The following is a 25,907-nucleotide window of genomic DNA, read 5'->3' as shown; positions in this document are numbered from 1 at the left end:
CGCCACGGTGAAGCCAATAAAGTAAAAACTTTCGAGGACAGGCACGGGATGAAGCGCAGTGTTGCGGCGGTCGCCCTGGGGACGGCTCTGGTCATGAGCGGATGCAGCGAACCGGGTCCGGCCGAGGAGGCCGCTCCGGCCGCCGCCGAGGCTGCCGCCGACGTCGCCGCCGACAGGCCCGCGACCGCGCCCGCCACGACCTCGCGCAAACTCCCGCCCGCCCTGCCCGCCGCGCCCGGCGCGCCGCCGTTCGCCGTCATCTATCCGGGCGGCGAACCGACCAAGCCGGTGACCCAGGCCCAGGGTCCGCAAGGTCCCGGCGGCATCCTCGAGTTCACCACGGACGCCGATCCCGAGACCGTCGTCGCCTTTTACCGCCAGCGCGCCGACGCCGCCGGCCTGAAGGCCATCAACGCCATGAGCCAGGGCGACGCCCGCGGCTATTCCGCCGGCGACGGAGCCGAGGGCGGCAAGCTGATGACCGTCATCGCCACCCCGATCGAGGGCAAGACCAGCGTCCAGCTCGACTGGACCAACGGTCGGTGAGGCCGGCGGCCGCCGCCCTGGCGGTCGGCGTCCTGCTGGCCGCCTGCGCCACGGTCGATCGCCCGCCCGCGCCGCCCCAGGCGCCGCTGTCCGGCTACCTGGACGACGCGGCGCTCGACCGCCTGGCCGCGTCGACGCCCGCTCCGCGCCCTGTCGGCGCCGTGGAGCCCTGGACCCGCGCCGAGATCGGCCCCGGAACCGACCGCTGGTGGCTGGCCATCGCCCAGGCGGAACTTCGCCCGCTCGACGCCGCCCAGCATTTCGACTGTCTGCTGGGGACCCGGTTGACCGGCGAGCCCCGTCCCGCGCTTTCCCGGATCATGGCGCGCCTGATGGCCGACACGGACGGCGTCACTCGTCGGCTGTCCGCGGAGCGCCCGCGGGCGCGGCCCATCGTCGTCGACCCCGGCCTGCAACCCTGCCAGCGACTGAACGCCGCCATGCGCGACAGCCCGTCCTGGCCGGCCGCCGGAGCGGTCACGGGTGCGGCCTATGGCGAGCTGTTCGCCGCCCTGGCGCCCGATCGGGCCGACGCCGCCCGCCGGCGCGCCGTCGACATCGGCTTCAGCCGCGCCGTTTGCCGGATGAACTGGACCTCGGACGTCGAGGACGGGCTGGCCATCGGCCGTGCGGTCTACGCCCAGTCGGCGCGGGATCCGGCGTTCGCCGCTGATCTGGAGCGCGCGCGCGCGGAGGTGACGGCGGCCCGGGCCGAGGGCCTGACCAACCCCGCCTGCGCCGCCGAGCGCCGAGCCTTGGCGGTTACGCCGGCCGTGAGTTGACCAGCGAGCCGTACAGGTCCGTCCGCCGGTCGCGGAAGAAGCCCCATGCGGCGCGGTGGCGGTCGATGTAGTCGAGGTCGAAGGTGTGCACGAGCACGCCCTCCTCCCGCTCCAGGCTCTCGACCAGGTCGCCGCGATGATTGGCGATGAAGGAATGGCCGTAGAAGCTCTGGCCCGTCTCGGTCACCTGCTCATGGCCGATGCGGTTGGCGCCGACGACCGGCACGACGTTGGAGACGGCGTGGCCCTGCATCGCGCGACGCCACGGCTCGGCGGTGTCCAGCTCCTTGTCGTGCGGCTCCGAGCCGATCGCGGTCGGATAGAACAGCACCTCGGCGCCCTGCAGCATCATCGCCCGCGCCGTCTCCGGGTACCATTGGTCCCAGCAGATGCCGACGCCGATGCGGCCGAAGCGGGTGTCCCAGACCTTGAAGCCGGTGTCGCCCGGCCGGAAATAGTACTTTTCCTGATAGCCCGGGCCGTCCGGGATGTGGCTCTTGCGATAGACGCCCATCAGCGAGCCGTCGGCGTCGATCATGACCATCGAGTTGAAGTAGTGCGGCCCCTCGCGCTCGAAGATCGAGACGGGAATGGCCACGCCCAGCTCGGCCGCGACCGGCTGCAGGGCCGTCACGCACGGGTGCTCGCGCCACGGATAGGCCGTGCCGAACCACGTCTCTTCCTGGGAGACGCAGAAGTAGGGCCCCTGGAACAGCTCCGACGGCAGGATCACCTGGGCGCCCTTGCCCGCGGCCTCGCGGACGAGCTCGATCGTCTTGGCGATGTTCGCGCCCATGTCCTCGCCGTAGGAGGTCTGCAGGGCGGCGACGGAAATCTTCCGGGTCATTGAGCTTCCTCCACACGCGCGCCCTCGCGCCAGGTCGAGACCAGTCGGATCGGTCCGACGATCATCGCATTAAAATCGTCGAGCGCCTCAGCGGGCACCCAGAGTTCTTCATGCGCCCGCCCACCGGCGACCTGCACCGGCCAGCGGTCGGTCACCGCTATGGGGAGATCGAAGGCGAGCACATGCCCGACCTTGGCCGGCTCATGCAGCGAGTTCCAGTCCCGGGCGATCTGCTCGGCGTAGCCCTCGTTCATCACCGGATAGAATATCGGCTGTTCCGGAAGACGCGGCGGAAAGGCCGACCAGTCCAAGCGGGAGATCAGCGCCAGCTCGGCCTCACCCACCGGCCGGTACAGCGTCACCGTGCTCACGCCGGCTCCTGCTGGGAGATGCAGTGGAAGGATCCGCCGCCCGAGAGGATGGCGATCGACGGCAGGGCGATGATCTCGCGCTCCGGGTAGACGGTCTTGAGACCCTCGCACACCAGGCGCGCGGCGGTCTCGTCGCCATAGGTCGGGACGATCACCGCGCCGTTGGCGATGAGGAAATTCATATGGCTCGCGGGGATCGGCTTCTCGTCCTCGTCGCCGACGAAGCCCGGCGACGGGAGCGGCAGCACCTTGATCGGCCGGCCTTCGGCGTCGGTCATCTGCGACAGGGCGCGGGCGACCTCGGCGTAGACATCGTCATTGGGGTCGGCGCGGCCCCAGGCGATCGGGCAGGCCACCACGCCCGGTGCGACGAACCGGGCCAGGTTGTCGACGTGGCCGTCGGTGTGGTCGTTGAGCAGGCCGTCGCCCAGCCACAGCACCTTGCGGGCGCCGAGCGAGGCTTCGAGCGCGGCCACGGCCTTGTCCTCGGTCCAGTCGGCGTTGCGGTTCGGGTTCAGCAGGCACTGGCGGGTGGTCAGGATGGTCCCCTGCCCGTCGTGGTCCAGGGCCCCGCCCTCGAGGATGAAGTCGTTGCGGTCCAGCGGCGTGTCTGAGGCCTCGCCGATCTGGGTCGCGACCGTGTCGTCGTGCTCCAGCTCGTACTTGCCGCCCCAGCCGTTGAAGCGGAAGGCGGCGGCGCGCGCCGAGCCGGCCCTGAAGATCGGACCGGTGTCGCGCAGCCAGATGTCGCCGAAGCGGCCATCGATCACCTCGACGCCGGCGACGCCCTCAAAGCGGGCGCGGGCGTCGTCCAGGGCCTCGGGCTTGCCGACCAGCAGTTTGACCTGTTCGCGACCCGGGCCGGCCAGGGCGCGCACCAGGGCCTCGACCTCGGCCTGGGCCGGCTCGAGATTGTCCTCCCACAGCTCGCCGTGGCTGGGCCAGCCGACCCACATGGCGCGGTGCGGAGCCCATTCGGCCGGGACAGGGGTGTTCATCGCTCGATCGATCCTTGCTCGGCGCGGAAGACAGCCGCGCCAGATAGACATGCGCGGCCCCGACTTCAACGTTTCCAGCCGATCCGCGGCCGCGCTCAAACCGCCAGCGACCGCAGAGCCTGTCCTCGGGCCGATCGAAGATCGGACAGGGGCCGGACGTTGGCGCCCCAAACAAAAAGGGCGGCCCGTCGCCGGACCGCCCTTCCCGTTCTTCTCTGGAATGACCCTTAGAAGGTCATGCGCAGGGTGGCCATCGAGGTCCGCGGCGGCGCCAGCTGGGCGGTGCGGTTGCCCGAGACGTCCGTGGAGATGTTGCCGAGGTAGGTCTCGTCGAACACGTTCAGGACGTTGACCTGAAGCCACATGCCTTCGTTGATGAAGCCGAGGTCCCAGCGGCCGTCGAGGTCGACGACCGTGTAGTCCTGGGTCTGCTCGTCGTTGACCAGGTTGGTCCAGCGCTCACCGACGTATTTGCCCTGCACGCCGACGGTGAAGTCGCCGAAGGTGTATTCGGCGCGGGCGCCGTACTGCCACTCGGGGATTTCGTACAGCTCCTTGCCTTCGATCGACGGGTTCTGACCCGGGATGTTGGCGAGGATTTCGCTGCCGACGTAGGAGGCCGTGGCGGTCAGCGACAGGTCGTCCGTGACGAAGAAGCCGATCTGGCCGTCAACGCCCCAACGATCGACGGAGCCGATGTTGACGTTGGTGGTGATGGTTTCACCGGTCGGCTGGCCGTTCGCATCGAGAACGTCCGTCAGGCCGCGGGCGATGTAGTTGTCGAACTTCGACACGTAGGACGAGATCGAGCCGATCACGCGCGACGACTGGTAGCGGTAGCCGAGGTCGTAGTTCTTGCTGGTTTCCGGCTGCGGGTCGGCCGGGATCCGATCGTACAGGTCGTCGGTCCGCGGGGCCGACAGGTTCTCCGAGTACGACGCGAAGATCTGCTGGTTCTCGGCGAAGCGCCAGGTCATGCCGATGTTCGGCAGGACGTCTTCGTAGTCGCGCTCGAACTTGACCGGAGCGCCGGCCGCCAGGTTGGCCGCGCTGCCGGTCGGCTGTTGGGCCGAGCAGTACGCGTCGAAGGTGTTCACCTGGTAGCAGTAGTTCTGCAGGTCACGGTGGAAGAACGGCGCACGGACGCCGATGTCCAGGGTCAGGGCGTTGTTGAAGAAGTCGCCGATGTACTGGAACGAGACCTGGTTCAGCACGGCCTTGGAGCGACGGTCGCGCTTCTGGAAGACCTTGCCGTCGAGGGTCAGGATCGGGTCCTGGCCGCCGTTCTTGTGGCCGGCCCACGGATCGAGCGGGTCACCGTTGCGCGACAGGAAGCCGTATTCGCCGGTCTGGCGGTGGTTGCCCGAGTCAAAGGTGTACGACAGACGAACGCGGTGATCGTCGTTGATGTCATAGATCAGCGACGAGTTGATCGAGTAGCGGTTCGTGTTGGTGTTCGAGGGCGAGTACAGCTTGATGGTGTCGAGCAGATCGCCGTCGCCGTTCAGGTCCACGCCGACGTTGGTGTTCGCCGGCAGGAAGAACGAGCCCTGGAGGCGCTGGTCACGCTCCGACACGTTGGTCGTGCCGCCGCCGTTCGCCATCACGTATTGATAGGTCGGGTCGATGGTCAGGGTCAGGGCGTCGGTCAGCGAGAACTTCGCCTGGCCGCGGACGTTGAAGGTGTCCGACGGGTTGATGAAGTAGCCGTAGTAGCCCTGGGTGGTCACACCGGCGGTGGTGTTGAAGTTACAGCCCGGGTTGCGGACGTTGGTCGAGGTGCCCTGGTTCTGGGCGCCCGGGCCGGCCGGGTCGAACAGGCAGTAGTTGCCGTTGCCCGGATCGATGGTGCCCTGGTTGAAGCGGTCGACGTTCTTGCCGCCGTAGGTGTTGTTGCGGTTGCGGTTGTAGTGGACCGCCAGCGACAGGAAGTCGCCGTTGCCGTTGATCGGCTGATAGATGCGGCCGTTGTAGGTCTGCTTGGCCAGGTCGCCCGGGTTGCCGAACTGGTCATAGGTCGTCGCCGAGGTCGAGAACCAGGCGCTGGTGCCCCACGGGCCGAACTCGCCGGTGTCGATCAGGGCGAAGATGCGCTTGTAGTTCTCTTCACCGATCGACGGCTGGACGATGGCGCCGAATTCCTTGGCCGGGCGACGGGTCGTCAGGTTGATCGTGCCGCCGGTGGCCGAAGCGGTCGGGCTGTCGACGTCGGTCGTGCCCTGGTTGACCGAGGCGCGCTCGATCAGTTCCGGGTCCAGCTGCTGGTTCGAATAGATCTGGTAGTTGCCGGTGTCGTTGAGCTGGATGCCGTCCAGGTTCATCGAGATGCGCTGGGCGTCAAAGCCGCGGATCGTGATGTCGCCGCCCGAGTTGCCGTAGGCATCCTGGTTGGTGAAGTTCACGCCCGGTTGCTGGTTCAGCGACTGCAGGACGGTCTGACCCGGGGCCTGGGTCGACAGATATTCCTGGGTAACGGTCGAGCGCGACTTGCCGACCTGTTCGGCGACGATGGCGCCGTTGATGTTGGCCGGGCCGCGCTGGCCGGTGACGACGACTTCGCCGAGATTGTCTTCGACGGTCTGCGAGCCGGTGGACTGGGCCGAAGCAGCGCCGGCGATGAGCAGGCCGCTGCAGAGGGCGGTCGTCGCCCAGAACACGCGTTTGCGGTTCGTCATTGTCATGGATCCCCGATGTGGATGAGCGCGCGCGCCCGGCGACCGTTTCTCGGCCGCTGTTGAAATCCCGCCCCGTCTACGGGCCCCGTTGTAAGCTGGGACGACAGTCGTGTGACAGTGATATGACAGCGGCCGGGGGTGGCGGATACGTCACACCACTGTGGGCGGATTGCCCACAGGGCGGGGATAAGGCCACGCTTGGTCAGGCGCGCGGCGACCCCCAGACCGCGGCCAGCCGGGCCTGTCGACCGCAACCGCGGCTATAGCCGGCGTAGCGGGCAGGATTCAGCCTGGCGAAGTCCTGGTGATAGGCCTCGGCCGGCCAGAATCGGACCGCGGACCGCACCGGCGTCACGAATCGCCGCTCGCCGAGACTGGCGGCCGCTGCGCGCCGGGAGGCCTCGGCGATCGGGCGTTGCGCCGCTGTGGCGAACACCGCCGCGCCATAGGACGGCCCGCGGTCGCAGAACTGGCCGGCGGGGTCTGTGGGGTCGATGGTCCGCCAGAAGCCGTCCACCAGCGTGCGGTAGCTGACCCGCGCCGGGTCGAAGGTGACCTGCACCGCTTCGAGGTGGCCGGTCCCGCCGCGGACGACCTGATCGTAGCTCGGCGACGCCGTCGAGCCGCCCGCGAAACCGGACACGGCCGAGATCACGCCGGGCAGGCGATCGAAGTGCGATTCCACCGACCAGAAGCATCCGCCCGCGAAGACCGCGGTCTCGCGCCGGCCGCTGTCGGGCCCCGCCGCCGGCGGAGCGCCTTCCGCCGGCTCGCCCGGCGAGCAGGCCGCGAGCGTGAGGAGAACCAGCAGAGGAAGGGCGCGAGACATGATGCGATAGCGGGCGGCGCCGCGATTGGTTCGCGCGAACCGCCCTGCCGGCAAAGCAAAACCGCCGGCCCCGTGAGGGACCGGCGGCTCTGTAGTGCTTGCCGTCGGCTTCTAGAGAGAAGCCGGTCCGGACGCCTCGTGCAGCGCGCGACGGTTGAGCGGCTCGCGAACGCCGTCGGCGGTCGGCTTGGCCAGCTGGGTTTCACCCTTGCCGTCCAGCGAGATCACGCCGCCGTTGACGCCGCCGGCGACCATGGCGTCGCCCACGGTGCGGGCGCGGCGCTGCGACAGACCCAGGTTGTACTGGGCCGAACCCGAGGTGTCGGTGTGACCGACGATCAGGATCCGGGTCGGCTGGCCCGACTTGGCGTAGTTGACCGCTTGGGTCACGACCGCCGAGGCTTCCGGCGTCAGGTCGTAGCGATCCCAGTCGAAGTACACCACGAACTCACGCGCGGCCGGCTTGGCCGGAGGCGGCGGCGGCGGCGGGGGAGGCGGCGGCGGGGGCGGCGGGGGCGGCGGGGGCGGAGGCGGCGGCACGTAGACGACCGGCTCCGGACCGAAGGCGTAGCGCAGACCCAGCGAGATGGTGTGGCTGTCGTCGTAACGGCCGGCGAACGGGCCGGTCAGCGGCACAGCGCCAGCGCTCGACACGAAGGTGTCGAACTCGACGTTGGTCATCAGGTAGCGGTAGGACAGGTCGATGTTGGCGCGTTCGCTGATCGCCCAGGCCACACCGGCCAGGACTTGCGCGGCCAGCTTGGTCGAGGTGTCGTCAGCGCCGACGGCCGTGGTGCGTTGACCGCCCAGGGTGCCGGTGAACTCGGTGTCGATGCGGGCGAGGCCGGCGCCAAGGCCGATGAAGGGACGGAAGCCCCAGGTCTCATCGCCGAAATCATAGATGACGTTGGTCATCAGGGTGAGCGCGGTGATCTCACCGTCCGGGGTTTCGCAGGCGCCGGCGGCCGGGACCGAGTTGCAAACGCCGGTCGGAACGTTGCCGTTCGGGTTCACGATGCCGTCGATGTCGTTGGCGCGGTAGCCGCCTTCGAGTTCCACGCGCCAGTTCGGGGTGAACCGATAGCCCATACGGGCGAAGCCGGCCCAGTCGTCCTTCAGCGCAACGTCCCACTGCGGACCGGTGGTCTGCGAGACGAGTTCCAGGTCGTCGATGGTGTGATAGCCGGCGTCGATAGCGCCGTACCAGCCGTTCGGCTCAGCGGCGGCGACACCGGCCGACAGGGCGAGAGCCCCGATGGCGCTCGATGCCAGGATGAAATTCTTAACGCGCATGGGTGGATGCCCTCCGCAGCCCAGGGGTGAGTATCAGACGGCGCACGAGCCGCCGTTACTCCCTCATAACAGCACAGCTGGCAGAGAGTCGAGACGGTGAAGCTTAGAACGGAGTCGAGCGTTGCCATGGGGTTACAGGCGTGCGCTGCATCCGTCGCTGAGCCGATTCAACCGATCTCCGTCGTCCGGAACGGGAACAGCGCCTCGCAGACCGCGAATTCCGCCGGGGTGTCGACATCCCAGCTGCGCTCGAACGGCATCAGATAGGCGCGGGCGCCGTCGGACTGGAAGGTGCGGTCCCGCAGCAGGATCTCGGGTCGTCCGACATAGACCGCGCCGTTGATGACCACCGTCCGCTCCAGATCGACCCCGCCCGGCGTGTAGCGCCCCTCGTCATCGACCCGACCATAGAAGCTCGCCGGCTTGGGCAGCGGAGACACGCCGATGACGGCCGCGGCGCCGGTCTCGTCGCAAAGACGGATGGCGGCGTCGATGTCGGCTGCGGTGCGCAGCGGAGAGGTGGGCTGCAGCAGGACGACATAGTCCCAGTCGCCCCCGACCTCGCCCAACGCATGCTCGATGGCGTCGATCACGGAGGCGGTTGCGCCAGACAGATGATCCGGGCGCATGAAGGGCGGCGGCCAGCCCATCTCGGCGGCGGTGGCGGCCACCGCCGGATCGTCCGTGGAGACGACCAGGTGATCGATCAGGGCCGACCCGCGCGCCGCCTCCAGCGTCCAGGCGACCATCGGCCGCCCGGCCAGGGATTTGGCGTTCTTGGCGATCAGCCTCTGCGAGCCCCCGCGGGCCGGAACGATGGCCAGAACACGCCGGCCGCCGATCATCGGGCGACCGCCCGCCGTGCGGCGAAGCTCGTCACGCCCACAGGTCGCGAATCGCCGCGTCCTGATGGAGATCGTGCAGCGAGCCGTGCGGTCCGTCGGTCGGATGCACATCGTAGTGCGCGACCGCGAACAGTTCGGCGAAGGCGGCCTTGGTTGCCTCGGGCTCCGGCAGGACCTGCGGCGTCGTCAAGGCTTCGACCGGCGGCAGGGCCAGGAACCCGTCGTCGAACGCCCCCGACAGGACGAAGGCGTCGCCCATGTCCTTCTCGGACAGCAGCGGCGCCGGCGGCGGCGGCGCCAGGGCGACCGTCGAGCCGTCGCCGTAGCGAAGCCATTCGATGCTGGTGGCCAGGATCGAACCGTCGCGACCGCCGACGCCGTCGACAATCCGCCATCCCGCGCCCTCGGCGGTGATGGAGTAGTCGGCCGCCACGCCGAGCAGGAGCAGGGTGTCGGACCCGCCGCCGCCCTGGATCTGGTCGGTCCCGCCGCCGCCGCGCAGCGTGTCGTTCCCCGCGCCGCCGACGATCAGATTGTTCAGCGCGTTGCCCGTACCCGCAAAATTGCCCGTCCCGCCGAAGATCAGGTTTTCGACGTTGGCGCGCAGGGTGTGGCTGGCGATGCGGGCCTCGACGGTGTCGATACCTTCGCCGGCGTTCTCAATCACCGTGTCGGCGGCCTGCAGGATGTAATAGTCGTCGCCCGCGCCGCCGAAGACGTTGTTGGCCGCGCCCGCGCCGCCGGCGATGATGTCGTCTCCGCCCTGCCCCATAAGGGTGTCGCGGTCGAGGCCGCCGCGGATGGTGTTGCCGAGGGCGTTGCCGACGCCGATGAACCCGCCGGCGCCGATGAAGGTCAGATTCTCCACGTTCGCCGACATGTTGATCTGCGAGGCGGTGGCCATGACGGTGTCGATGCCCTCGCCGGCCAGCTCGTAGACGGTGTCGCCGCGGACCTCGACGATATAGATGTCGTCGCCCGCGCCGCCCTGCATGGTGTTGGCCACGCCCGAACCGCCGACCAGGACGTCGTCCCCGGCCAGGCCGATCAGGGTGTCGCGACCGGTCCCGCCCATCAGGACGTTGCCCGCCCCGTTGCCGATCAGGGTGTCGTCGAAGGCCGACCCGGTCAGGTTCTCGATGCCGTACAGCTGATCGACGCCGCCGTCGCCGTCATTGGCCACTACGCCCGAGTTCAGCTGGGCGCGCATGGCGGCGGCGGCGGCGCTGTAGTCGGCGGTGTCGATGCCGGTCCCGCCGATCAGGACGTCATCGCCCGCGCCGCCCGACAGGATGTCGTCACCGCCCGCGCCGTCGAAGATCACGTTGAACGAGCCGGTGTCGCCGATCGCCGAGACCGAGAAGACGTTGGCTGCGCTGTTGCCGGTGAGGTTGCGCGTTCCGGTTCCGGAGCTTTCGACCACGACGTTCTCGACGCCGCTGACGGCCAGGCCGGTCGAGGCCAGGGTTCCGACGCCCGTAGACAGGTTGAGGGTCAGGGTCGCGCCGCGCAGGGTGGCGGTGTCCGCGCCATTTCCGCCGGATAGGGTGGCCGTGGCCGTCGTCGCCGAGCCGGTGACGAACAGCAGATCGTCGCCGTCCTCGCCGTACAGGGCGTCGCCGGCGTCGCCCTCAAGGCGGTCGGCGCCCGCGCCGCCGGACAGAGTGTCCAGCCCGAGGCCGCCGTTGAGCAGGTCGTCCCCGGCGCCGCCGTTCAGGATGTCGTTGCCGCCCAGGCCGTTGAAGGTCACAGCCAGCGAACCGTTGTCGCCGAGCGTCCCCACCGAGAAGACGTTGGCCGCCGAGTTTCCGGACACCACGCGCATGCCGGCGCCGGCGCCCTCGACGATCACATTCTCCATGCCCGAGGCGGTGACCGCGGTCGACCCGACCGTGCCCGCGCCGGTCGCCAGGTTCAGCTGGGCGGAGCTGCCGCGCAGGATGGCCGTATCGACGCCCGCGCCGCCTGCGAGCAGGACCGAGGCGGTCGTGGCCGAGCCGACGGCGATCAGCGTGTCGTCGCCGTCCTCACCCCACAGCTGATCGCCGGTGTCGCCGGTCAGCACGTCGGCGCCGACGCCGCCGTACAGGCGATCGACGCCGCCGCCGGCGTCAATGCGATCGTCGCCGTCGCCGCCCTGCACCAGGTCGTTGCCGCCCAGGCCATTGATGACGTCACCGCCGCCGGCGCCGTAGATCTCGTCCGCGAAGGCGGTGCCGACGATGGTGTCGCCGTTCGGGGTGCCCGCGAAATACTGGCCGCCTCCCGCGCCGACGATCAGGACGGCGTTGTCGAACTGCAGCCGCTCGACCGTGGTCACGGTGTCGACGCCGTCCGGACCCGTGACGGTGGTCGTGCCGCCCGAGGTGACGACGGTGTAGGCCGAAAGGGCGCCGGCGAAGATCGCGACATCCAGGCCCGCGCCGCCGCTGATCGTGTCGTTGCCGGTCCCGCCGTTGATCACATCGTCGCCGTCGCCGGCGTTGATGGTGTCGAAGCCGGGCGAACCCACCAGGTTGTCGGGCCCTGAGGTGCCGTTGATCGTGTTGGCGATCGGGGCGCCGGCGATGGTGTACAGGCCGTCGGCGAACATCAGCCGCTCGACGTTGGTCAGGCTATCCACGCCGTCCGGGCCGCTCACAGTGGTGACGCCGCCGGCGGTGCTCAGCGTGTAGGCCGAGCGATTGCCGCTGTAGACCGCCGTGTCCGTGCCGAGACCGCCGTCGATGGTGTCGGCGCCCGCAGCGCCGGTGATGGTGTCGTCCCCGCCGGCCGCCGCGAACTGATCCGCGAACGCCGTGCCGGTCAGGCTCTCGCCGACGCCGGTCCCGGCGAAATACTGGCCGCCCCCCGCACCCACGATCAGCACGCCGTCGGAGAACTGCAGACGCTCGACATTGGTCAGGCTGTCGACGCCGCTCGGTCCGTTGACCGTCGTCACGCCGGCCGAAGTCGAGACGGTCGAGCCCGCGATCGTGCCGGAGAAGACCGCCGTATCCAGGCCGGCGCCGCCGTCGATCGTGTCATTGCCAGCGCCGCCAGTGAGGGTGTCGTCCCCGCCGGCCGCCTCGATCTGATCGGCGAAGGCCGTGCCGGTCAGGCTCTCGGCCGCACCCGTGCCTGCGAAATACTGGCCGCCCGCTGCGCCGACGATCAGCACGCCGTCGGAGAAGCGCAGCCGCTCCACATTGGTCAGGCTGTCGGCGCCGTCGGGGCCGGTGACCGTGGTCACGCCGGCGGACGTCGAGACGGTCGAGCCCGCCATCGCGCCGGAGAACACGGCCGTATCGACGCCGGCGCCGCCGTTGATGGTGTCGTTGCCGGCCGCGCCGGTGATGACGTCGTCGCCGTCGAGGCCGTTGATGGTGTCCGCGTCGGCGGTGCCGACCAGGGTGTCGGCGTTCGCCGTGCCGTTGATGCCGGAGCCGACCGGGGAGCCGTCGATATTGTGCAGTCCGTCGGCGAACTGCAGCCGTTCGATATTGCGCAGGGTGTCGACGCCGTTCGGCCCGGTGATCGTGGTGACCCCGGCCGAGGTGCTGATCGTGTAGGCCGAGCGGGTCCCGCTGAACACGGCGATGTCCGCGCCGGCGCCGCCGTCGATCTGGTCGTCGCCCGCGTCGCCGGTCAGCAGGTCGTCGTTATCGCCGCCGTTCAGCGTGTCGCGACCGACCCCGCCCTCGAGCACATCGGACCCCGCATCGCCGTTCATGGTCGAGCCGAGGTAGGTCATCGGCACGGTCGGGGCGCTGGGGACCGAGACGTGCAGGGTATAGGTGCCGCCCGCCGCCGGCGAATTCACGGCCAGGTCGCCCGCGCTTTCAGAGCCCGACGCCCACTGCGACACCTGGATGTAGTAGGTGCCCGCGGCGGTGAAGGTGTGGCTCAGGCTGGAATCCGTCGCCGAGCCGCCGTCGCTGGCGGCGTCGTCGTTCTGGGCCAGCTGGGTCCCGCCGGCGTCGAGAATCCGCAGCACGCTGTCGAAGCTGGCGTTGTCGATGTCGAAGACGACGGTTTCGCCGGCCGCCACCGTAACAGCGTAGTACTCCATGCCGCCGTGGGTCGTGGCGACCACCGTGGCGTGCGGGATGGTGTTGGAATTCGCAACGTCCGCTCTGACGCCGAGATCGAAGCCGCCGGCCAGGGAAACGGCGGCGGCGATGCTGGCGTTGGCCGTCCCTTGGGGCTTGATGATGTCGGGCGCGCCGCCGGTTTCGCCCGGGGCGCCGGCGACCAGCAGGTCAGCGCCGCCGCCGCCGTTCAGGGTGTCGATGCCGCCGTTGCCGCGCAGGACGTTGTCATTGGCGTCGCCGGTCAGGACGTCGGAATGCGCGCTGCCGCGGACTTCCTCGATGCTGACCAGGGTGTCGGCGCCCGCGCCGCCCGAGGCCTGGCCCGTGACGAGGCTGACGGTCACCCCGGCGCCCGCGCCCGAGTAGTCGGCGATGTCGACCCCGGCCCCACCGTTGATCGAGTCATTGCCCAGGCCGCCGATCAGGATATCGGCGTCGTCGCCGCCGTTCAGGCTGTCGTCGCCCGAACCGCCGTCCAGGACGTCATTGCCGGCCAGGCCGTTGATGGTGTCGGTCCCGCCCAGGCCGCCCATGGTGTCGGCGAACGCCGTGCCGGTGATGGTCTCGTTGGTGACGTCGCCGGCGACGGTGACGCCGCCGGTCGGCGCGGCGGCCACGGTCTGGTCGGAGAACTGCAGGAACTCGACGTTGCGGACGGTCACTGTCCCGCCGGGGCCGGTCACCGTGCCGGTCTGGCCGCTCCAGGTGATGGTGTAGCTGGCGCGCGTGCCTGAGAAGACAACCGTGTCGCTGCCGAGACCGCCGTCGATGACGTCGTTGCCGCCATTGCCGGTGATGATGTTGGCGGCCGAGTTGCCGCGGATGTTGTCCGCCGCCGCGCCGCCGATCGCGTTCTCGATCACCGCGCCGATGGCGATGGCGACGTTGCCGATCAGGCCGCCGACGCTGGAGAAGGCGCCCTGGCGCAGGTCGATGGTCTGGGCGACGCCATAGCCGGAGAAGTCGAGGGTGTCGGTCCCGCCGGCGTCCCAGATGGCGAAGATCAGCGCCGTGGTCGAGCTGGTCGCGCTGAACCAGGACTGATCGGCGTTGGAGTTGAAACCGTACACCGTGTTGCCGGTGCGGGTCGTCAGATTGGCCCCGTAGAGGCGCTGCGCGGCCGCGATGTCGTCGAGCAGCGGCACCGCCGAATAGCGGTTGTTGCCGACGCCGTTGGTGCGGAAATCAGCGCCGGTCTCCCGCTCGCTGAAATAGCTCATCACCGAATACTGGCGGGAGTCCTCGAAATAGACCGCATTGGCCCCGTAGGTGATGCTGCCGCCGGCGCTGGCGTTGTAGGCGGCGGGGTGGCTGAGGCCGATGGCGTGGCCGATCTCGTGCAGCAGCACCTGCTGGCCGTAGGCCTGCATCACCGGCGTTGAATTGTAAGGTTGCGAGCTGTTGATCCAGACGTCGCCCTGCTGGGACGCGGAGCCGGTTTGCCCGGGCAGGCCGCCAGGCAGGTAGGCGAACGCCGCCGCGCCGGACTGGCCGTCGCTGTAGTTGCCGAACAGGATGGTGGCGTTGTTCGAATACTGGCTGCCCGGATCCGTCACGCGGTTGAACGTGATGTTGGCGACGTCCGACCAGGCTGCGAGGGCCTGCTGGGCCGCCGCGATCTGCAGCGAATTGAACTGGGAGAAGCCGGTGGTGTCGCTCGGCATGGTCGCCGCCGAGACACGGAAGGCGTAGGTGACGGTCGCGGCCTGCCCGAGGCCAGACGCCCAGCTCGTGCTCGAGCGCGTGATCTGCGCCGCAGCGTCCATCGTCGTGTAGGAGGGCTTGCCGTTGGGGCCCGTCAGGCCGCGGTCGTCGCCATTGAGCAGGGCGCTGAGGCCGCCGCCGTCCCCGCCGCTCGCCGCCCCGTGGAATTGTCCGCATCCGGCGCAGATTTGGTAGCTGGCGATCGCGCCGAAAGCCGACCCCGACCCGGTGTCCCCATCTCCTTCCACAAAGCGTGAAGAAGCCGAGCCGAAGCCCCGGGAGAAGGTATCGAACATATGTCTTTGCCCAACCGACGAAAAACGCAGCCCGACAACCTAACGCGGCTACGCAAAACGACAAGCGTGGCCGATTTCAAGTACAAGTGACCCCGGCCGCGCTTGCACAACGCCCGGTCGCTTCTAGCCGCCCCCGGTGCGTCCCGTGGCCTTTCCGGTCCCTTCGCAGACCGGACAGGTCTCGCCGGACGTCAGGCTCCCGCTGCCCAGGCACTCCGGACACAGGGTGGCGTCGGGGTGTTGCAGCGAGGCCGGATCCGTCGGATCGGACGGAGTCAGGTCCCGATCGTCGATCTCGTGTTCCTTCATCCATGCGGAACGGCCGCGCGGCCCTCCGGTTTCATGATGACAGGGCCCCGGCTTGGCATTACGGAGCCGCACGATGGACGAGACAGAGCGGCAATCCGAAGATCGCGGCTGGGACACGGCGAAGACGCTCGCCGAGGCCCTGCCCTATATCCAGATCTACGACCGCAAGACGGTGGTGATCAAATACGGCGGTCACGCCATGGGCGAGAGCGCCGTGGCGAAGCAATTCGCCGCCGACGTCGTGCTGCTCAAGCTGATGGGCGTGAACCCCGTGGTCGTCCACGGCGGCGGTCCGCAGATCAGCGCCATGCTCGGCAAGGCGGGGGTCAAGTCGGCCTTCGTCGACGGCCTGCGCGTCACCGACACCGACACCATGCAGATCGCCGAGATGGTCCTGTCCGGCGCGGTCAACAAAGAGATCGCCCACTGGATCACCATGGCCGGCAAGGAGGCCGACGTGCGCGGCATCGGCCTGTCGGGCAAGGACGCCGGGCTGCTGACGGTCGAGAAGACCACCCGCACCAAGCGCGATCCCGACAGCATGATCGAGCATGAGGTCGATCTGGGCTTCGTCGGGGAGCCCACCAAGGTCGACCCCAAGCTGATCAAGGGCCTGATCGCCTCGGAGACCGAGGACTGGGTGCCGGTCATCGCCCCGATCGGCGTGGCCGAGGACGGGCTGACCTACAACGTCAACGCCGACACCGTCGCCGGCGCGGTCGCCGGCTCGCTGGGCGCCAAGCGCATGCTGCTGCTGACCGACGTGGCCGGGGTGAAGGGCGCCGACGGCGAGATCATCCGCCAGATGACCGTCGAAGAGGCCCAGGTCCTGATCGACACGGGCGTCGCCACCGGCGGCATGATCCCCAAGCTCGAGACGGCCATGACCGCCGTCCGCGCCGGGGTCGAGGCCGTGGTCATCCTCGACGGCCGCCGCTCGCACGCCATGCTGGTCGAGCTGTTCACCGAGCACGGCGCCGGCACTCTGGTGAAGGCGTCTTGATCGATCTGTCGCATGTGACCGCCTGGGTGTTCGACATGGACGACACCCTGTACCCGCGGGACCAGGGCCTGATGCATCTCGTCCAGGCGAGGATCAACGCCTACGTCGTCGAGGCGGTCGGGCTCAATCCGGACGAGGCCGGGGTGCTGCAGCGCCAGTTCCTGGACGAGCACGGAACGACCCTCGCCGGCCTCATGGCCAACTACACCATCGACGCCCCTCACTTCCTGCACGACGTCCACGACGTGCCGATGGACGGCCTGGAGCCCAATCCGCTGCTGGCCGAACAGCTGATGCGCCTGCCGGGACGGCGCTTCGTCTTCACCAACGGTGCGCGCGAATACGCCGGCCGGGTGCTGGACCGGCTGGGCGTGACCGACTGCTTCGACGGCGTGTTCGCCATCGAGGACGCCGACCTGACGCCCAAGCCCGCGCCGTCGACCTTCCGAAGGATGATCGAGCGCTTCGGCTTCGAGCCGCGGCAGTCGGCCTTCTTCGAGGACACGCCGCGCAACCTCGAACCGGCCAAGGCCATTGGCATGGCCACCGTCCTCATCGGGGACGGGCACGGCAAGCCGCTGGGCGACCACATCGACCACATCGCGCCCGACCTGACGACCTTCCTGACCGACCTGACCTTCAAGGACGCCGCCGCATGACCGACCTGGCTCATCTCGAATCCGTCATCGAGGCCGCTTGGGAAGACCGGGCCAATGTCTCGGCCAACACGCACGGCGAGGTACGCCACGCTGTGGAACAGGCCCTGGCCCTGCTGGACTCCGGCGAAGCCCGCGTCGCCTCGCGGGGCGCCGACGGCGTCTGGACCACCCACCAGTGGCTCAAGAAGGCGGTGCTGCTGTCCTTCCGCCTGAACGACAACCAGATCATGCGCGCCGGCGATCGCGGCCCGACCAGCCACGCTCCCGGCGTCGGTCCCTTCTGGGACAAGGTGCCGAACAAGTTCGGCGACTGGACGGCGACCGACTACCAGGACGCCGGCTTCCGCTCGGTGCCCGGCTCGATCGTCCGCCGGGGCGCCTACATCGCCCGCAACGTCGTGCTGATGCCGTCGTTCGTGAACATCGGCGCCTTCGTCGATGAAGGCTCGATGGTCGACGCCTGGGCCACGGTCGGATCGTGCGCCCAGATCGGCAAGAACGTGCACCTGTCCGGCGGGGCCGGCATCGGCGGCGTGCTGGAGCCGCTGCAGGCCAATCCGACCATCATCGAGGACGGCTGCTTCATCGGCGCCCGCGCCGAGGTCGCCGAGGGCGTCATCGTGCGCGAAGGCGCGGTCCTGGCCATGGGCGTCTATCTGTCGGCCTCGACCAAGATCGTCGACCGCGCCACCGGCGAAGTCTTCCGCGGCGAGGTCCCGGCCTATTCGGTCGTGGTGCCGGGCTCCCTGCCCGATCCGAATGGCGGCCCCAGCCTGTATTGCGCCGTCATCGTCAAGCGCGTCGACGCCCAGACCCGGGCCAAGACCGGCGTCAACGAACTGCTGCGGGACTAGAGACCGTTTCTTTCCGGCGACGACGCTGCCTATAGTGTCAAATGTCGGCGGGGCCTTTGTCGGATAGCGTACAGAAAGACGCCAGGCTGTTGGCCGACGTCGCAGCGATCGCGCGCGTCGAGGCCATACCGTCTATTCTCGACGTCTGCTGCCGGGTGACCGGCATGGGTTTCGCCGCCGTGGCGCGGGTCACCGAAGACCGCTGGATCGCCTGCGCCGTCCGCGATGAGATCGATTTCGGCCTCGGCGTCGGCGGCGAACTGCCGGTGCGCACCACCCTGTGCGACGAGGTCCGCGACACCCGCGAGGTGATCGTCTTCGACCACGCCGCGGAGGATCCCCGCTACGCCACGCACCACACGCCGCTGACCTACGGTCTGCAGAGCTACATCTCGATGCCGATCATCCGGGCGGACGGCAGCTTCTTCGGCACCCTGTGCGCCATCGACCCGCGCCCGCACCGCGTCTCCAAGCCCGAGACGATCCAGACCTTCGAACTCTTCGCGGCGTTGATCGCCGCCCAGCTGGACGCCGACGAGCGCCTGGCGCGCTCCCAGGCGGACCTCGTCGACGAGCGGACGGCCGCCGAGCTGCGCGACCAGTTCATCGCCGTCCTCGGCCACGACCTGCGCAATCCGCTCGCCGCCATCCAGGCCGGGACCGAGATGCTAAAACGCGAGGACCTGGACCCCCGCGCCGCCAAGGTCGTCGACCAGATGCGCGTCAGCGCCTTGCGCATGGGCCGGCTGATCAACGACGTGCTCGACTTCGCCCGCGGCCGCCTCGGAGGGGGGCTGCCCCTGAATGCGCAGACCGGCGTCCAGCTGGGCCACACGCTGGAGCAGGTCGTCGGCGAGCTGAGGTCGGCCCAGGGCGGGCGCGCCATCCGCACCGACTTCGCCCTCGCCCGGCCGGTGGCCTGCGATCCCGATCGCATCGGGCAACTGCTGTCCAACCTGCTGGCCAACGCCCTGACCCACGGCTCCCCCGACGGCGAAGTGCGGGTGCGGGCGGTGAGCGACGCCGACGGGTTCGAACTGTCGGTGACCAATCAGGGCGCGCCGATCTCGCCCTCGGCGCGGGCGGACCTGTTCAAGCCGTTCAAGCGTCTCGGACCGGGCCAGGTCCGCGAGGGGCTGGGACTGGGCCTCTACATCGCCAGCCAGATCGCCGCGGCCCATGGCGGCGTCCTCGAAGTCGCTTCCGACTCCGCCGAGACCCGCTTCACCTTCCGCATGCCGGCCTGACGGCGGCGCTCTGCGACGCCGGCGTCTCAGGTCTATCGCCGGGGCGTTTCAGGGAAGCGCCCGGTGGGCGGCCCCGGGCGGGCGGCGCAGAACTGCCGCGACGTCAGCCACAGGTCAGCCATGCGGCCCATCGAGATCGCCCTGGACGCGGCCCTGCTGGTGATGCGCAGCGGCGGATCGACGCCGGCCGCCGAGCGAAGCTTCGCCAACATCATCAAGGCCTTCCGACAGGACGTCGAATCCGTCGTCTGGCGGCTCGACTTCATCGCTGCGACCCAGAAGACCGAGGGCAAGCTCGCCACCGTGGTCCGCCCCGTGGGCCAGATCGGCATAAACCTGTACCGGGCCTCGGAGGTGGCGGTGCTGGGCGAGCGGGCCGCCCGAGGGGAGGTGTCGCCTGCGGAGATCGAAACCGAGGTCGCGCGCATCCAGCACCTGCGATCGCCCTATCGCCCGTGGCTGACGATCCTGGTCGCCGCCGCGACCGCGGCCTGTTTCGCACAGATCCCGGGGACCCTCGACCTGGGCGCCTCGGCCGTCGCCTTCACCGCCGCCGCCGTGGGTCAGCTGGTCCGCATCCAGCTCCAGGGCCGCGGCGTCACCGTCGCGCCCATCACCCTCATCTGCGGGCTGCTGTCCTCGCTCATCGGCGCCGGGGGCCTCCGCCTGGGCTTCAGCCAGGACCAGGCCACCGTCCTGCTCGGGTCGATCCTCTACCTCGTCCCCGGCCTCCCGCTGATCAACGGCTTCATCGACATGATCTCGCATCGCCACCTGTTCATTGGGATGGAGCGGATGCTCAACGCGGCCTTCCTGTTCCTGGTGGTCGGGCTCACCATCGCCATCGCGCACAACCTTGTCCTGGGCGGAGGGTGAGCCGTGGACCCCGCCCTCATCCTGACCCACAGCGTCTGGACCGCGGGGGTCGCCGCCGGCCTGGGCGTCACGCTCACCGCCCCCGCCCGCAACCTGCTGGCCTGCGCCGCCTGCGGCTTCATCGGCCGCTGTGTGAAGGACATCGCCATGGCGTCGGATCTCGATCTGATCCGGGCCACCGTCCTCGCCGCCCTGGTGGTGGTGCTCGTCGCCGCAGCCCTCACCCGCCGCCAGGCCGTCTCGCCTGTGGTGCTGATCTGCGGCGCCCTGCCCCTGGGCGCATCGTCGGCCATGTTCGGCCTGATCTTCGCCCTCATGCAGGTCTCGACAGCGGAGGGGGCCGAGCTCGCGGAAGCCTCGCTGTCGTTGACCTCCAACCTCGGAAAGGTCTTCGCCACATCCCTGGCCATCGCCGTAGGGATGGGCGCGGGCGTGGCGATCGTCCGGCTGATCCGGCGCGGCGACGGCAAGTCCGTGAGCGTCTGAGGCGGTCGAGACCGCCTAGCGTGTCGCCAGCCGAACCAGCTTGCCGTCGCCCTCGTCGGTGATCACCCAGACCGCGCCGTCGGATGCGACCGCGACGTCGCGGATGCGTTCGCCCAGGTCGGTCAGCAGCCGCTCCTCGCCGACCACGCGGCCGTTCTCGATCACCAGCCGGGCCAGGTGCTTGCCGCCCAGGCCGCCGATCAGCAGATTGCCGCGCCAGCCGGGGAACATGGCTCCGTCGTAGAAGGTCATGCCCCCCGCCGCGATGACCGGATCCCAGTAGTAGACCGGCTGCTCCATGCCTTCGCGGGCGGTGATCCCCTCGTTGATCGGCCCGCCGGCGTATTCGACGCCGTAGGCGATGACGGGCCAGCCGTAGTTCTTGCCCGCCTCGTCGAGGTTCAGCTCGTCGCCGCCCCGCGTGCCGTGCTCGCCGGTCCAGACCTGGCCGTCCGGGGCGATGGCGACGCCCTGCATGTTGCGGTGGCCCAGCGACCAGATCTCCGGCAGGGCGCCGGCGCGGCCGACGAACGGATTGTCCTGCGGGATCGAGCCGTCGGCGTTGATGCGGATGGTCTTGCCCATGTGCGAGCCCAGGTCCTGCGCCTGCGGCCGCATCGGCTTGTCCGAGCGCTCGCCCAGGGTGACGAACAGGTGGCCGCTGCGGTCGAAGGCCAGGGCGGAGCCGAAATGCTTGTCGCCGTCATAGATCGGCAGGGCGCGGAAGATGACCTGGACGGTCTCCACCCGCGTCCCGTCGTCCGAAAGCCGTCCGCGCGCCACCGAGGTGGCGTTGCCGCCTTCGCGAGGCTCCGCATAGCTCCAGTAAATCAGGCGGTCCTGGGCGAAGCTCGGCCCGACGATGACGTCCAGCAGGCCGCCCTGCCCGCGCGCGTCGACGCGCGGCAGGCCGGCGATCGGCTCGCCCAGCGTCCCGTCGGCGCCGACGATCCGCATCCGGCCGGGCCGTTCGGTGACCAGCCAGCGGCCGTCCGGAAGCAGGGCCAGGCCCCAGGGATGCTCGAGACCGGAGGCGACCACCGAGTGCGCCAGCGCCGCCTGGGTGCGCACGGCCGGCGCGCGGGTCTGGCCCTCGAAGACCGGGCGCTGGTCGCGGCCGTTGGCGGGGCGGGTCTCGACCGGGGCCCCGCCGGTCGCCGCGGCGGAGGGCCCCTCCTGCTCGTCGACCCCGCAGGCGGCGGTCAGGCTCAGCAACGAGGCGGAGGCGGCGAGAGCGAGCAGATTCATGAGGAATTCCCGGCGTGGAGTCGGCGTCTGAAAGCGGTCAAGGCTAGCCAGCGTTCCGCGCTTCGGCCAGTCCAGCCATGCGGCGCATCGCCTCTGTCAGCGGACGACTTGAATCCCGTCGCGCCCCTGTCTATACGCACGCCTCTTCCGGCGGACAGACCAGTTCCCGCCGGACCCCGTGAGGGGCTGGGTAGCTCAGCTGGTTAGAGCGGTGGATTCATAACCCACAGGTCGGCGGTTCGAGCCCGCCCCCAGCCACCACAGCTTTTGTTAGTTAAAACAATAAGTTGCCGGACCCGCCCGGGCGGCATGTTTACACCCACATCACCCCGGCAAGCCCATCGCCGATACGTGCCGTCGAGAAGACACTTTGAACGTCCGCTAAGGGTGGATAGCGGACTTTCCATCAGGCATTCTGGACGCGGGGGGATATCCAAGCATGTCGATAATTACGCCGTTGTTCGCACTGGCCCTGCTAACTTCGCCCGTCCAGCAGGATCGGCACGTCGCGCCGGATTCCCTTCAATGTATGGCGGGAGCCATACAACGCTCGTTCGGTGGGACAGAATGGCTGACTTACGGATGTGCGGACCACTTGACGCTGATCGTGGTCTCGGCTCCGGGCAACCCGGCGATGCCGTTCGTCTTCACGCTGTCCAAGACTGACCGAGGCGTCCGGATCAGCGGTGAAGGTAACGGCGACCAAAGAGCTACCGCCCCGGCTTTCGAGGACCTAAAGAAAGTAACCAGCGAAGTTCTCGACCAGATGCTTCGAGAAGCAGAGACACACCTCTGAACGTCCGCTAGGGGCGGAATGCGGATGTTTGCCGGTGTGGCTCGACGCCGTAAGCTCTAAGCATGACCGACGCTTTCGCTGATGATAACGAACCGGACCTGAGGCTGGGCGGGCTATCCCTTTGGGTCGAAAGCCGAGAACGCCCGGCCGACGATGACTACTGGGACGGCAACTGGCTCGTCATTCGTGCAAGGGTCGAAGCCCCCGGCTCATCGGTTGAGTTAAGAGGGCCTTGGCTGCGCACCGACGAAGTTGCTTCTTTCCTCACCGAAATCGAAGCCATGTCGAAAGAGTTGCGGGGAAGGGCGGCACTCGCGCCCATCGAACCGGCTATCAAAGCTACCCTTGAGATGAACTCCGTGGGGCAGATCGCGGTCTATGTCGAAGCCACTCCGGATCACCTGTCGCAGCGGCACTCCTTCCACTTCGGGTTCGACCAATCCTACCTTCCCGCGATCATTCGCGGGTGCCGTGAAATTCTTCTGCGGTTTCCTGTCAAAGGCTCAACAGGGTAGGCGCAGTCAATGTCCGCAACGGGTCGAAAGCGGACTTGGGCATCGGCATTCGACCTTCAGCTGCGGCGCCCTGAATCTGGGTCCAAGCCTGTAGTCGCCCCCAGCCGCCACACCACCCTGGACATCGCGCCTCTCCCCCGACCAAGCGTCACCGTAGTTTGACACGCGTCGGAACCCACTCTTATAGGTTGAGCCTGTACTGTCGGGGAACGTGCTTATGTCTGCAACTGCTGTGATCGCGGCCTTGGCTCTGATGCAGGCGGTGGCGGTTCAGACCCCGCAGGATCCTGTCCCTACCGCGCCGCAATCCGCGCCCGTTCAGTCGGAGACCACGCTCGGCGATGTCGTCGTCGAGGGCGCGCCGGCGACCGTGGAGCGACTCAAGGACTTCGTCGCCGAGATCGGAGGCGGGCCCCGGCGCAGGCTGATGGCGCGGTGGAACACCCCGCTGTGCATCGGCACCGCCAATGTTCGGCGCGACTATGCAGAACCCTTCATCGACCATGTGGCGCAGGTCGCCGTGCAGGTCGGCGCCAAGGTCGACGGTCCCGGCTGCCGGGCGAATGTCCTGGTCTTCTTCACGAACGACGGATCCACCGTCGCGAAATCGCTGGTCGAGAACAACCCCACCTCCTTCACCCCGCCGACGCGCGGCCCGCAATTGGGGCGCGCCGCCCTCGAGGCCTTCGTCACCAAGGACCGCCCGGTTCGCTGGTGGCACCTGAGCCAGGACGTCGAGGCCTTGACCGGAAACCCGGTGCAGATGGTCACGGTCGTCACGCCGCCGCCCGAAAGCGCGGAATACGACGTCCCCCAGATCCAGGTCGCCCGCATGTCGCGCCTGAACTCCGGGATGCGCGTCGACCTGCAGCAGGCGCTGCTGATCGTGGATACGTCCAGGCTGGGCGATACGTCGCCCGGGGCTCTGGCGGACTATGTGGCGATGGTGATCCTGACCGAGATCGACCCCGAGACCCAGGCCGCCGGCTTCCCCAGCATCCTGTCGCTGTTCTCCGACCAACCTACCAGCGCGTCGCTGACGTCCTGGGACTGGAACTACCTTCGATCGCTGTACAGCTCGGCGACGGGCCGCCCGACCCGCCAGTTCCAGGAACGTGAGATCGCCGCCGGCATGCAGCGGCTGATCACCCGCGACGTGGCGCGGGCGGACGCCCAAGGCGAGTAACGCCCGAGCGCCCGCGCATCGGGCGCCGGCGCCCGGTCGACGTCAGCTGGCGCGGCAGGTCTGCCGCACGCGCAGGGCCATCTGGCGGTCGCCCGCGTCGTTGGCCATCTGCCGGGCCTCACGGCATTTGCCTTCGGCGACCAGTGCGGCCACGCGATCCGCGAGGGCGACGCGTTCCGGATCGGCCTCTTCGGCTTCCTCCCGCTGGCGGGTCATGTCGGCGCGGTTGCGCTCGAAATCCGTGATGTCGCGGCCGGAGTAGGCGTTGACCAGAGCGCCCGGCCCCGGAGCCGACGGCATGGTCGGCGTGCGCGCCTGGGCGAGGGCCGAGCCCGCGATCAGGGACAGGGCCAGGGCGGCGGAGATGGCGGTCTGGGTACGCGTCATGAGTTCCTCCCGGAAAGACCTTCGCGCGATTTGATAACACGGCTGCGGCGGGACGGAAGCCCCTGCAACCGGCCGGCCGCGGGGACGTTACCGCCAAGGTTCAACGCTGAAAGGGGCCCTCCCATGCGCATCCGCACCCTCACCCTCGCCGCCCTCTCCGCCGTTTCGCTGGGCGCCGCCGCCTGCACCCAGGCCGAGCAGGACAACGCCCAGGCTGACGCCAACCAGGCTGCCGAAACCACCGGCGAAAAGGCCGAAGACGCCGGCTCGGCGATCAAGGAAGAGGCCTCCCAGGTCGGCTCGGCCATCGCCGCCGGCGCCGGCGAAGCGGCTCAGGAGGTCGACGAGGCCACCGACAAGCTGGCCCAGAAGGCCGACGAGCAGAAGGCCGAGACCCAGGCCGACACCAAGGGCAACCAGTAGGTAGGTTCGCCTAGGTGGCGGGCTCAGCCAGCAGGGCGTCGATCAGCGCCTTGGCTTCCGGGCCCGCCCAATTGGCCTCGCCGGACATGTTCGCCCGGATGCGGCCCTGGCGGTCGAGGATGACCGTCTGGGGCATCTTGCCCTTGCCGGGCAGCTCGAAGGGCAGCTGGAACTTGGTGTCGCTGTAGAGCGGCAGGGGCTCGTTGACGTCGATGAAGCTCTTCGCGTCGGCGACCTTGTCCTCGACGTCGACGTTGATCGGCAGGACGACGACGTCCTTGCCCTGATAGTCGACGGCCAGCTGGGCCAGGGTCGGCATCTCGGTCCGGCATGGGGCGCACCACATGGCCCAGAGATTGACCACCACCACCTTGCCGCGGAAGTCCGACAGCTTGGTCGGGGCGCCGTCGCGGGTCTTGAAGACATAGTCCGGGGCGGTCACCAGCTCGGCCGGCGTTTCGAGCCGGGCGATGGTGCCGGTGGCGAAGCGGGCCAGTTCGCTTTTCGCGGCCGGTTCGGACGCCTGGGCGCTGTGGTTCCCGCCGCGATTGGCGTATAGCAACGCCGCGCCGCCGATCGCACCGATCAGCAGCACGCCCGCGACACCAATCATCGCCGCCTTCGAGACCTTCATGTCTGCTCAAACGCCTCCCGATCCC

General features: G+C 69.0%; 24 protein-coding genes and 1 tRNA gene. 13 read left to right on the top strand and 12 right to left on the bottom strand.

Annotated elements, in window-relative coordinates; all coding sequences use genetic code 11:
- Window positions 1–48: 48 nt before the first annotated feature.
- On the top strand, window positions 49–546 hold the full coding sequence (locus tag ASC65_RS02330) for a hypothetical protein (protein ID WP_056448917.1): 498 nt from the start codon (window positions 49–51) through the stop codon (window positions 544–546).
- Window positions 543–1,328 carry a hypothetical protein gene (locus ASC65_RS02325; protein ID WP_056448914.1) on the top strand — a complete coding sequence of 262 codons (786 nt, stop codon included), beginning with the start codon at window positions 543–545 and terminating at the stop codon, window positions 1,326–1,328. The genes ASC65_RS02330 and ASC65_RS02325 overlap by 4 nt, the downstream gene beginning before the upstream one ends.
- Here the strand turns inward: ASC65_RS02325 and aguB are convergent.
- From aguB to ASC65_RS02280, 9 genes are all read right to left on the bottom strand, one after another.
- On the bottom strand, window positions 1,309–2,175 hold the full coding sequence (aguB, locus tag ASC65_RS02320; RefSeq protein ID WP_056448911.1) for an N-carbamoylputrescine amidase: 867 nt from the start codon (window positions 2,173–2,175) through the stop codon (window positions 1,309–1,311). The genes ASC65_RS02325 and aguB overlap by 20 nt on opposite strands.
- A complete protein-coding gene (locus tag ASC65_RS02315) occupies window positions 2,172–2,546 on the bottom strand; it encodes a hypothetical protein (protein WP_056448908.1) in 375 nt (124 codons plus the stop codon). The genes aguB and ASC65_RS02315 overlap by 4 nt, the downstream gene beginning before the upstream one ends.
- On the bottom strand, window positions 2,543–3,544 hold the full coding sequence (locus ASC65_RS02310; RefSeq protein WP_082525836.1) for an agmatine deiminase family protein: 1,002 nt from the start codon (window positions 3,542–3,544) through the stop codon (window positions 2,543–2,545). The genes ASC65_RS02315 and ASC65_RS02310 overlap by 4 nt, the downstream gene beginning before the upstream one ends.
- Before the next feature lie 227 nt (window positions 3,545–3,771).
- Window positions 3,772–6,219, bottom strand: a complete 2,448-nt coding sequence (locus tag ASC65_RS02305) for a TonB-dependent receptor domain-containing protein (protein ID WP_056448906.1) — start codon at window positions 6,217–6,219, stop codon at window positions 3,772–3,774.
- A 202-nt stretch (window positions 6,220–6,421) separates the two neighbouring features.
- Entirely contained in the window at window positions 6,422–7,048 is a 627-nt protein-coding gene (gene msrA, locus ASC65_RS02300; RefSeq protein WP_056449222.1) for a peptide-methionine (S)-S-oxide reductase MsrA, read from the bottom strand.
- 111 nt (window positions 7,049–7,159) lie between these two features.
- On the bottom strand, window positions 7,160–8,341 hold the full coding sequence (locus ASC65_RS02295) for an OmpA family protein (RefSeq protein ID WP_056448903.1): 1,182 nt from the start codon (window positions 8,339–8,341) through the stop codon (window positions 7,160–7,162).
- Between the two features lie 167 nt (window positions 8,342–8,508).
- Window positions 8,509–9,186, bottom strand: coding sequence for an acylneuraminate cytidylyltransferase family protein (locus tag ASC65_RS02290; RefSeq protein WP_056448901.1), 678 nt, complete (start codon window positions 9,184–9,186; stop codon window positions 8,509–8,511).
- A gap of 31 nt (window positions 9,187–9,217) precedes the next feature.
- Entirely contained in the window at window positions 9,218–15,259 is a 6,042-nt protein-coding gene (locus ASC65_RS16990) for a M10 family metallopeptidase C-terminal domain-containing protein (RefSeq protein WP_056448897.1), read from the bottom strand.
- Between the two features lie 123 nt (window positions 15,260–15,382).
- Window positions 15,383–15,568, bottom strand: a complete 186-nt coding sequence (locus tag ASC65_RS02280; protein ID WP_056448894.1) for a hypothetical protein — start codon at window positions 15,566–15,568, stop codon at window positions 15,383–15,385.
- A gap of 73 nt (window positions 15,569–15,641) precedes the next feature.
- Here ASC65_RS02280 and argB point away from each other — a divergent pair, with 73 nt between their 5' ends.
- From argB to ASC65_RS02250, 6 genes are all read left to right on the top strand, one after another.
- Window positions 15,642–16,571: an acetylglutamate kinase gene (gene argB / locus ASC65_RS02275; RefSeq protein WP_056448891.1), complete on the top strand. Its 930-nt coding sequence runs from the start codon at window positions 15,642–15,644 to the stop codon at window positions 16,569–16,571.
- Window positions 16,568–17,230, top strand: a complete 663-nt coding sequence (locus ASC65_RS02270; RefSeq protein ID WP_056448888.1) for a pyrimidine 5'-nucleotidase — start codon at window positions 16,568–16,570, stop codon at window positions 17,228–17,230. Before argB ends, ASC65_RS02270 begins: the two co-directional genes overlap by 4 nt.
- Window positions 17,227–18,084 carry a 2,3,4,5-tetrahydropyridine-2,6-dicarboxylate N-succinyltransferase gene (dapD, locus tag ASC65_RS02265; protein ID WP_056448885.1) on the top strand — a complete coding sequence of 286 codons (858 nt, stop codon included), beginning with the start codon at window positions 17,227–17,229 and terminating at the stop codon, window positions 18,082–18,084. The genes ASC65_RS02270 and dapD overlap by 4 nt, the downstream gene beginning before the upstream one ends.
- Before the next feature lie 89 nt (window positions 18,085–18,173).
- On the top strand, window positions 18,174–19,331 hold the full coding sequence (locus tag ASC65_RS02260; protein ID WP_200939768.1) for a GAF domain-containing sensor histidine kinase: 1,158 nt from the start codon (window positions 18,174–18,176) through the stop codon (window positions 19,329–19,331).
- Window positions 19,332–19,451: 120 nt separating this feature from the next.
- Complete coding sequence (locus tag ASC65_RS02255) at window positions 19,452–20,207, top strand: threonine/serine exporter family protein (RefSeq protein ID WP_056448880.1); 756 nt, start codon at window positions 19,452–19,454, stop codon at window positions 20,205–20,207.
- 3 nt (window positions 20,208–20,210) lie between these two features.
- On the top strand, window positions 20,211–20,693 hold the full coding sequence (locus ASC65_RS02250) for a threonine/serine exporter family protein (protein ID WP_056448877.1): 483 nt from the start codon (window positions 20,211–20,213) through the stop codon (window positions 20,691–20,693).
- 15 nt (window positions 20,694–20,708) lie between these two features.
- Here ASC65_RS02250 and ASC65_RS02245 read toward each other — a convergent pair whose 3' ends face one another.
- On the bottom strand, window positions 20,709–21,941 hold the full coding sequence (locus ASC65_RS02245; RefSeq protein ID WP_056448874.1) for a PQQ-dependent sugar dehydrogenase: 1,233 nt from the start codon (window positions 21,939–21,941) through the stop codon (window positions 20,709–20,711).
- A 184-nt stretch (window positions 21,942–22,125) separates the two neighbouring features.
- On the opposite strand from ASC65_RS02245, the gene ASC65_RS02240 reads away from it, so the two are divergent.
- The 4 genes from ASC65_RS02240 (at window position 22,126) to ASC65_RS02225 (ending at window position 24,438) form a co-directional block, all read left to right on the top strand.
- Window positions 22,126–22,202, top strand: a tRNA-Met gene (locus ASC65_RS02240).
- A 334-nt stretch (window positions 22,203–22,536) separates the two neighbouring features.
- Entirely contained in the window at window positions 22,537–22,737 is a 201-nt protein-coding gene (locus ASC65_RS16985) for a hypothetical protein (protein ID WP_156459520.1), read from the top strand.
- Between the two features lie 62 nt (window positions 22,738–22,799).
- Window positions 22,800–23,252, top strand: coding sequence for a WapI family immunity protein (locus ASC65_RS02230; RefSeq protein ID WP_056448868.1), 453 nt, complete (start codon window positions 22,800–22,802; stop codon window positions 23,250–23,252).
- 217 nt (window positions 23,253–23,469) lie between these two features.
- A complete protein-coding gene (locus tag ASC65_RS02225) occupies window positions 23,470–24,438 on the top strand; it encodes a hypothetical protein (RefSeq protein ID WP_156459519.1) in 969 nt (322 codons plus the stop codon).
- 42 nt (window positions 24,439–24,480) lie between these two features.
- Here ASC65_RS02225 and ASC65_RS02220 read toward each other — a convergent pair whose 3' ends face one another.
- Complete coding sequence (locus tag ASC65_RS02220; RefSeq protein ID WP_056448862.1) at window positions 24,481–24,825, bottom strand: hypothetical protein; 345 nt, start codon at window positions 24,823–24,825, stop codon at window positions 24,481–24,483.
- 123 nt (window positions 24,826–24,948) lie between these two features.
- Here ASC65_RS02220 and ASC65_RS02215 point away from each other — a divergent pair, with 123 nt between their 5' ends.
- Window positions 24,949–25,248 carry a hypothetical protein gene (locus tag ASC65_RS02215; protein ID WP_056448859.1) on the top strand — a complete coding sequence of 100 codons (300 nt, stop codon included), beginning with the start codon at window positions 24,949–24,951 and terminating at the stop codon, window positions 25,246–25,248.
- Window positions 25,249–25,258: 10 nt separating this feature from the next.
- On the opposite strand, the gene ASC65_RS02210 is transcribed toward ASC65_RS02215, so the two are convergent.
- On the bottom strand, window positions 25,259–25,882 hold the full coding sequence (locus ASC65_RS02210; RefSeq protein WP_056448857.1) for a TlpA family protein disulfide reductase: 624 nt from the start codon (window positions 25,880–25,882) through the stop codon (window positions 25,259–25,261).
- Window positions 25,883–25,907 lie beyond the last annotated feature (25 nt).

The sequence above is a fragment of the Brevundimonas sp. Root1279 genome, from assembly GCF_001425945.1.
Taxonomy (GTDB): domain Bacteria; phylum Pseudomonadota; class Alphaproteobacteria; order Caulobacterales; family Caulobacteraceae; genus Brevundimonas.
The sequence above is the reverse complement of the archived record's forward strand: the minus strand, read 5'-3'. Positions and strand labels throughout refer to the sequence as shown.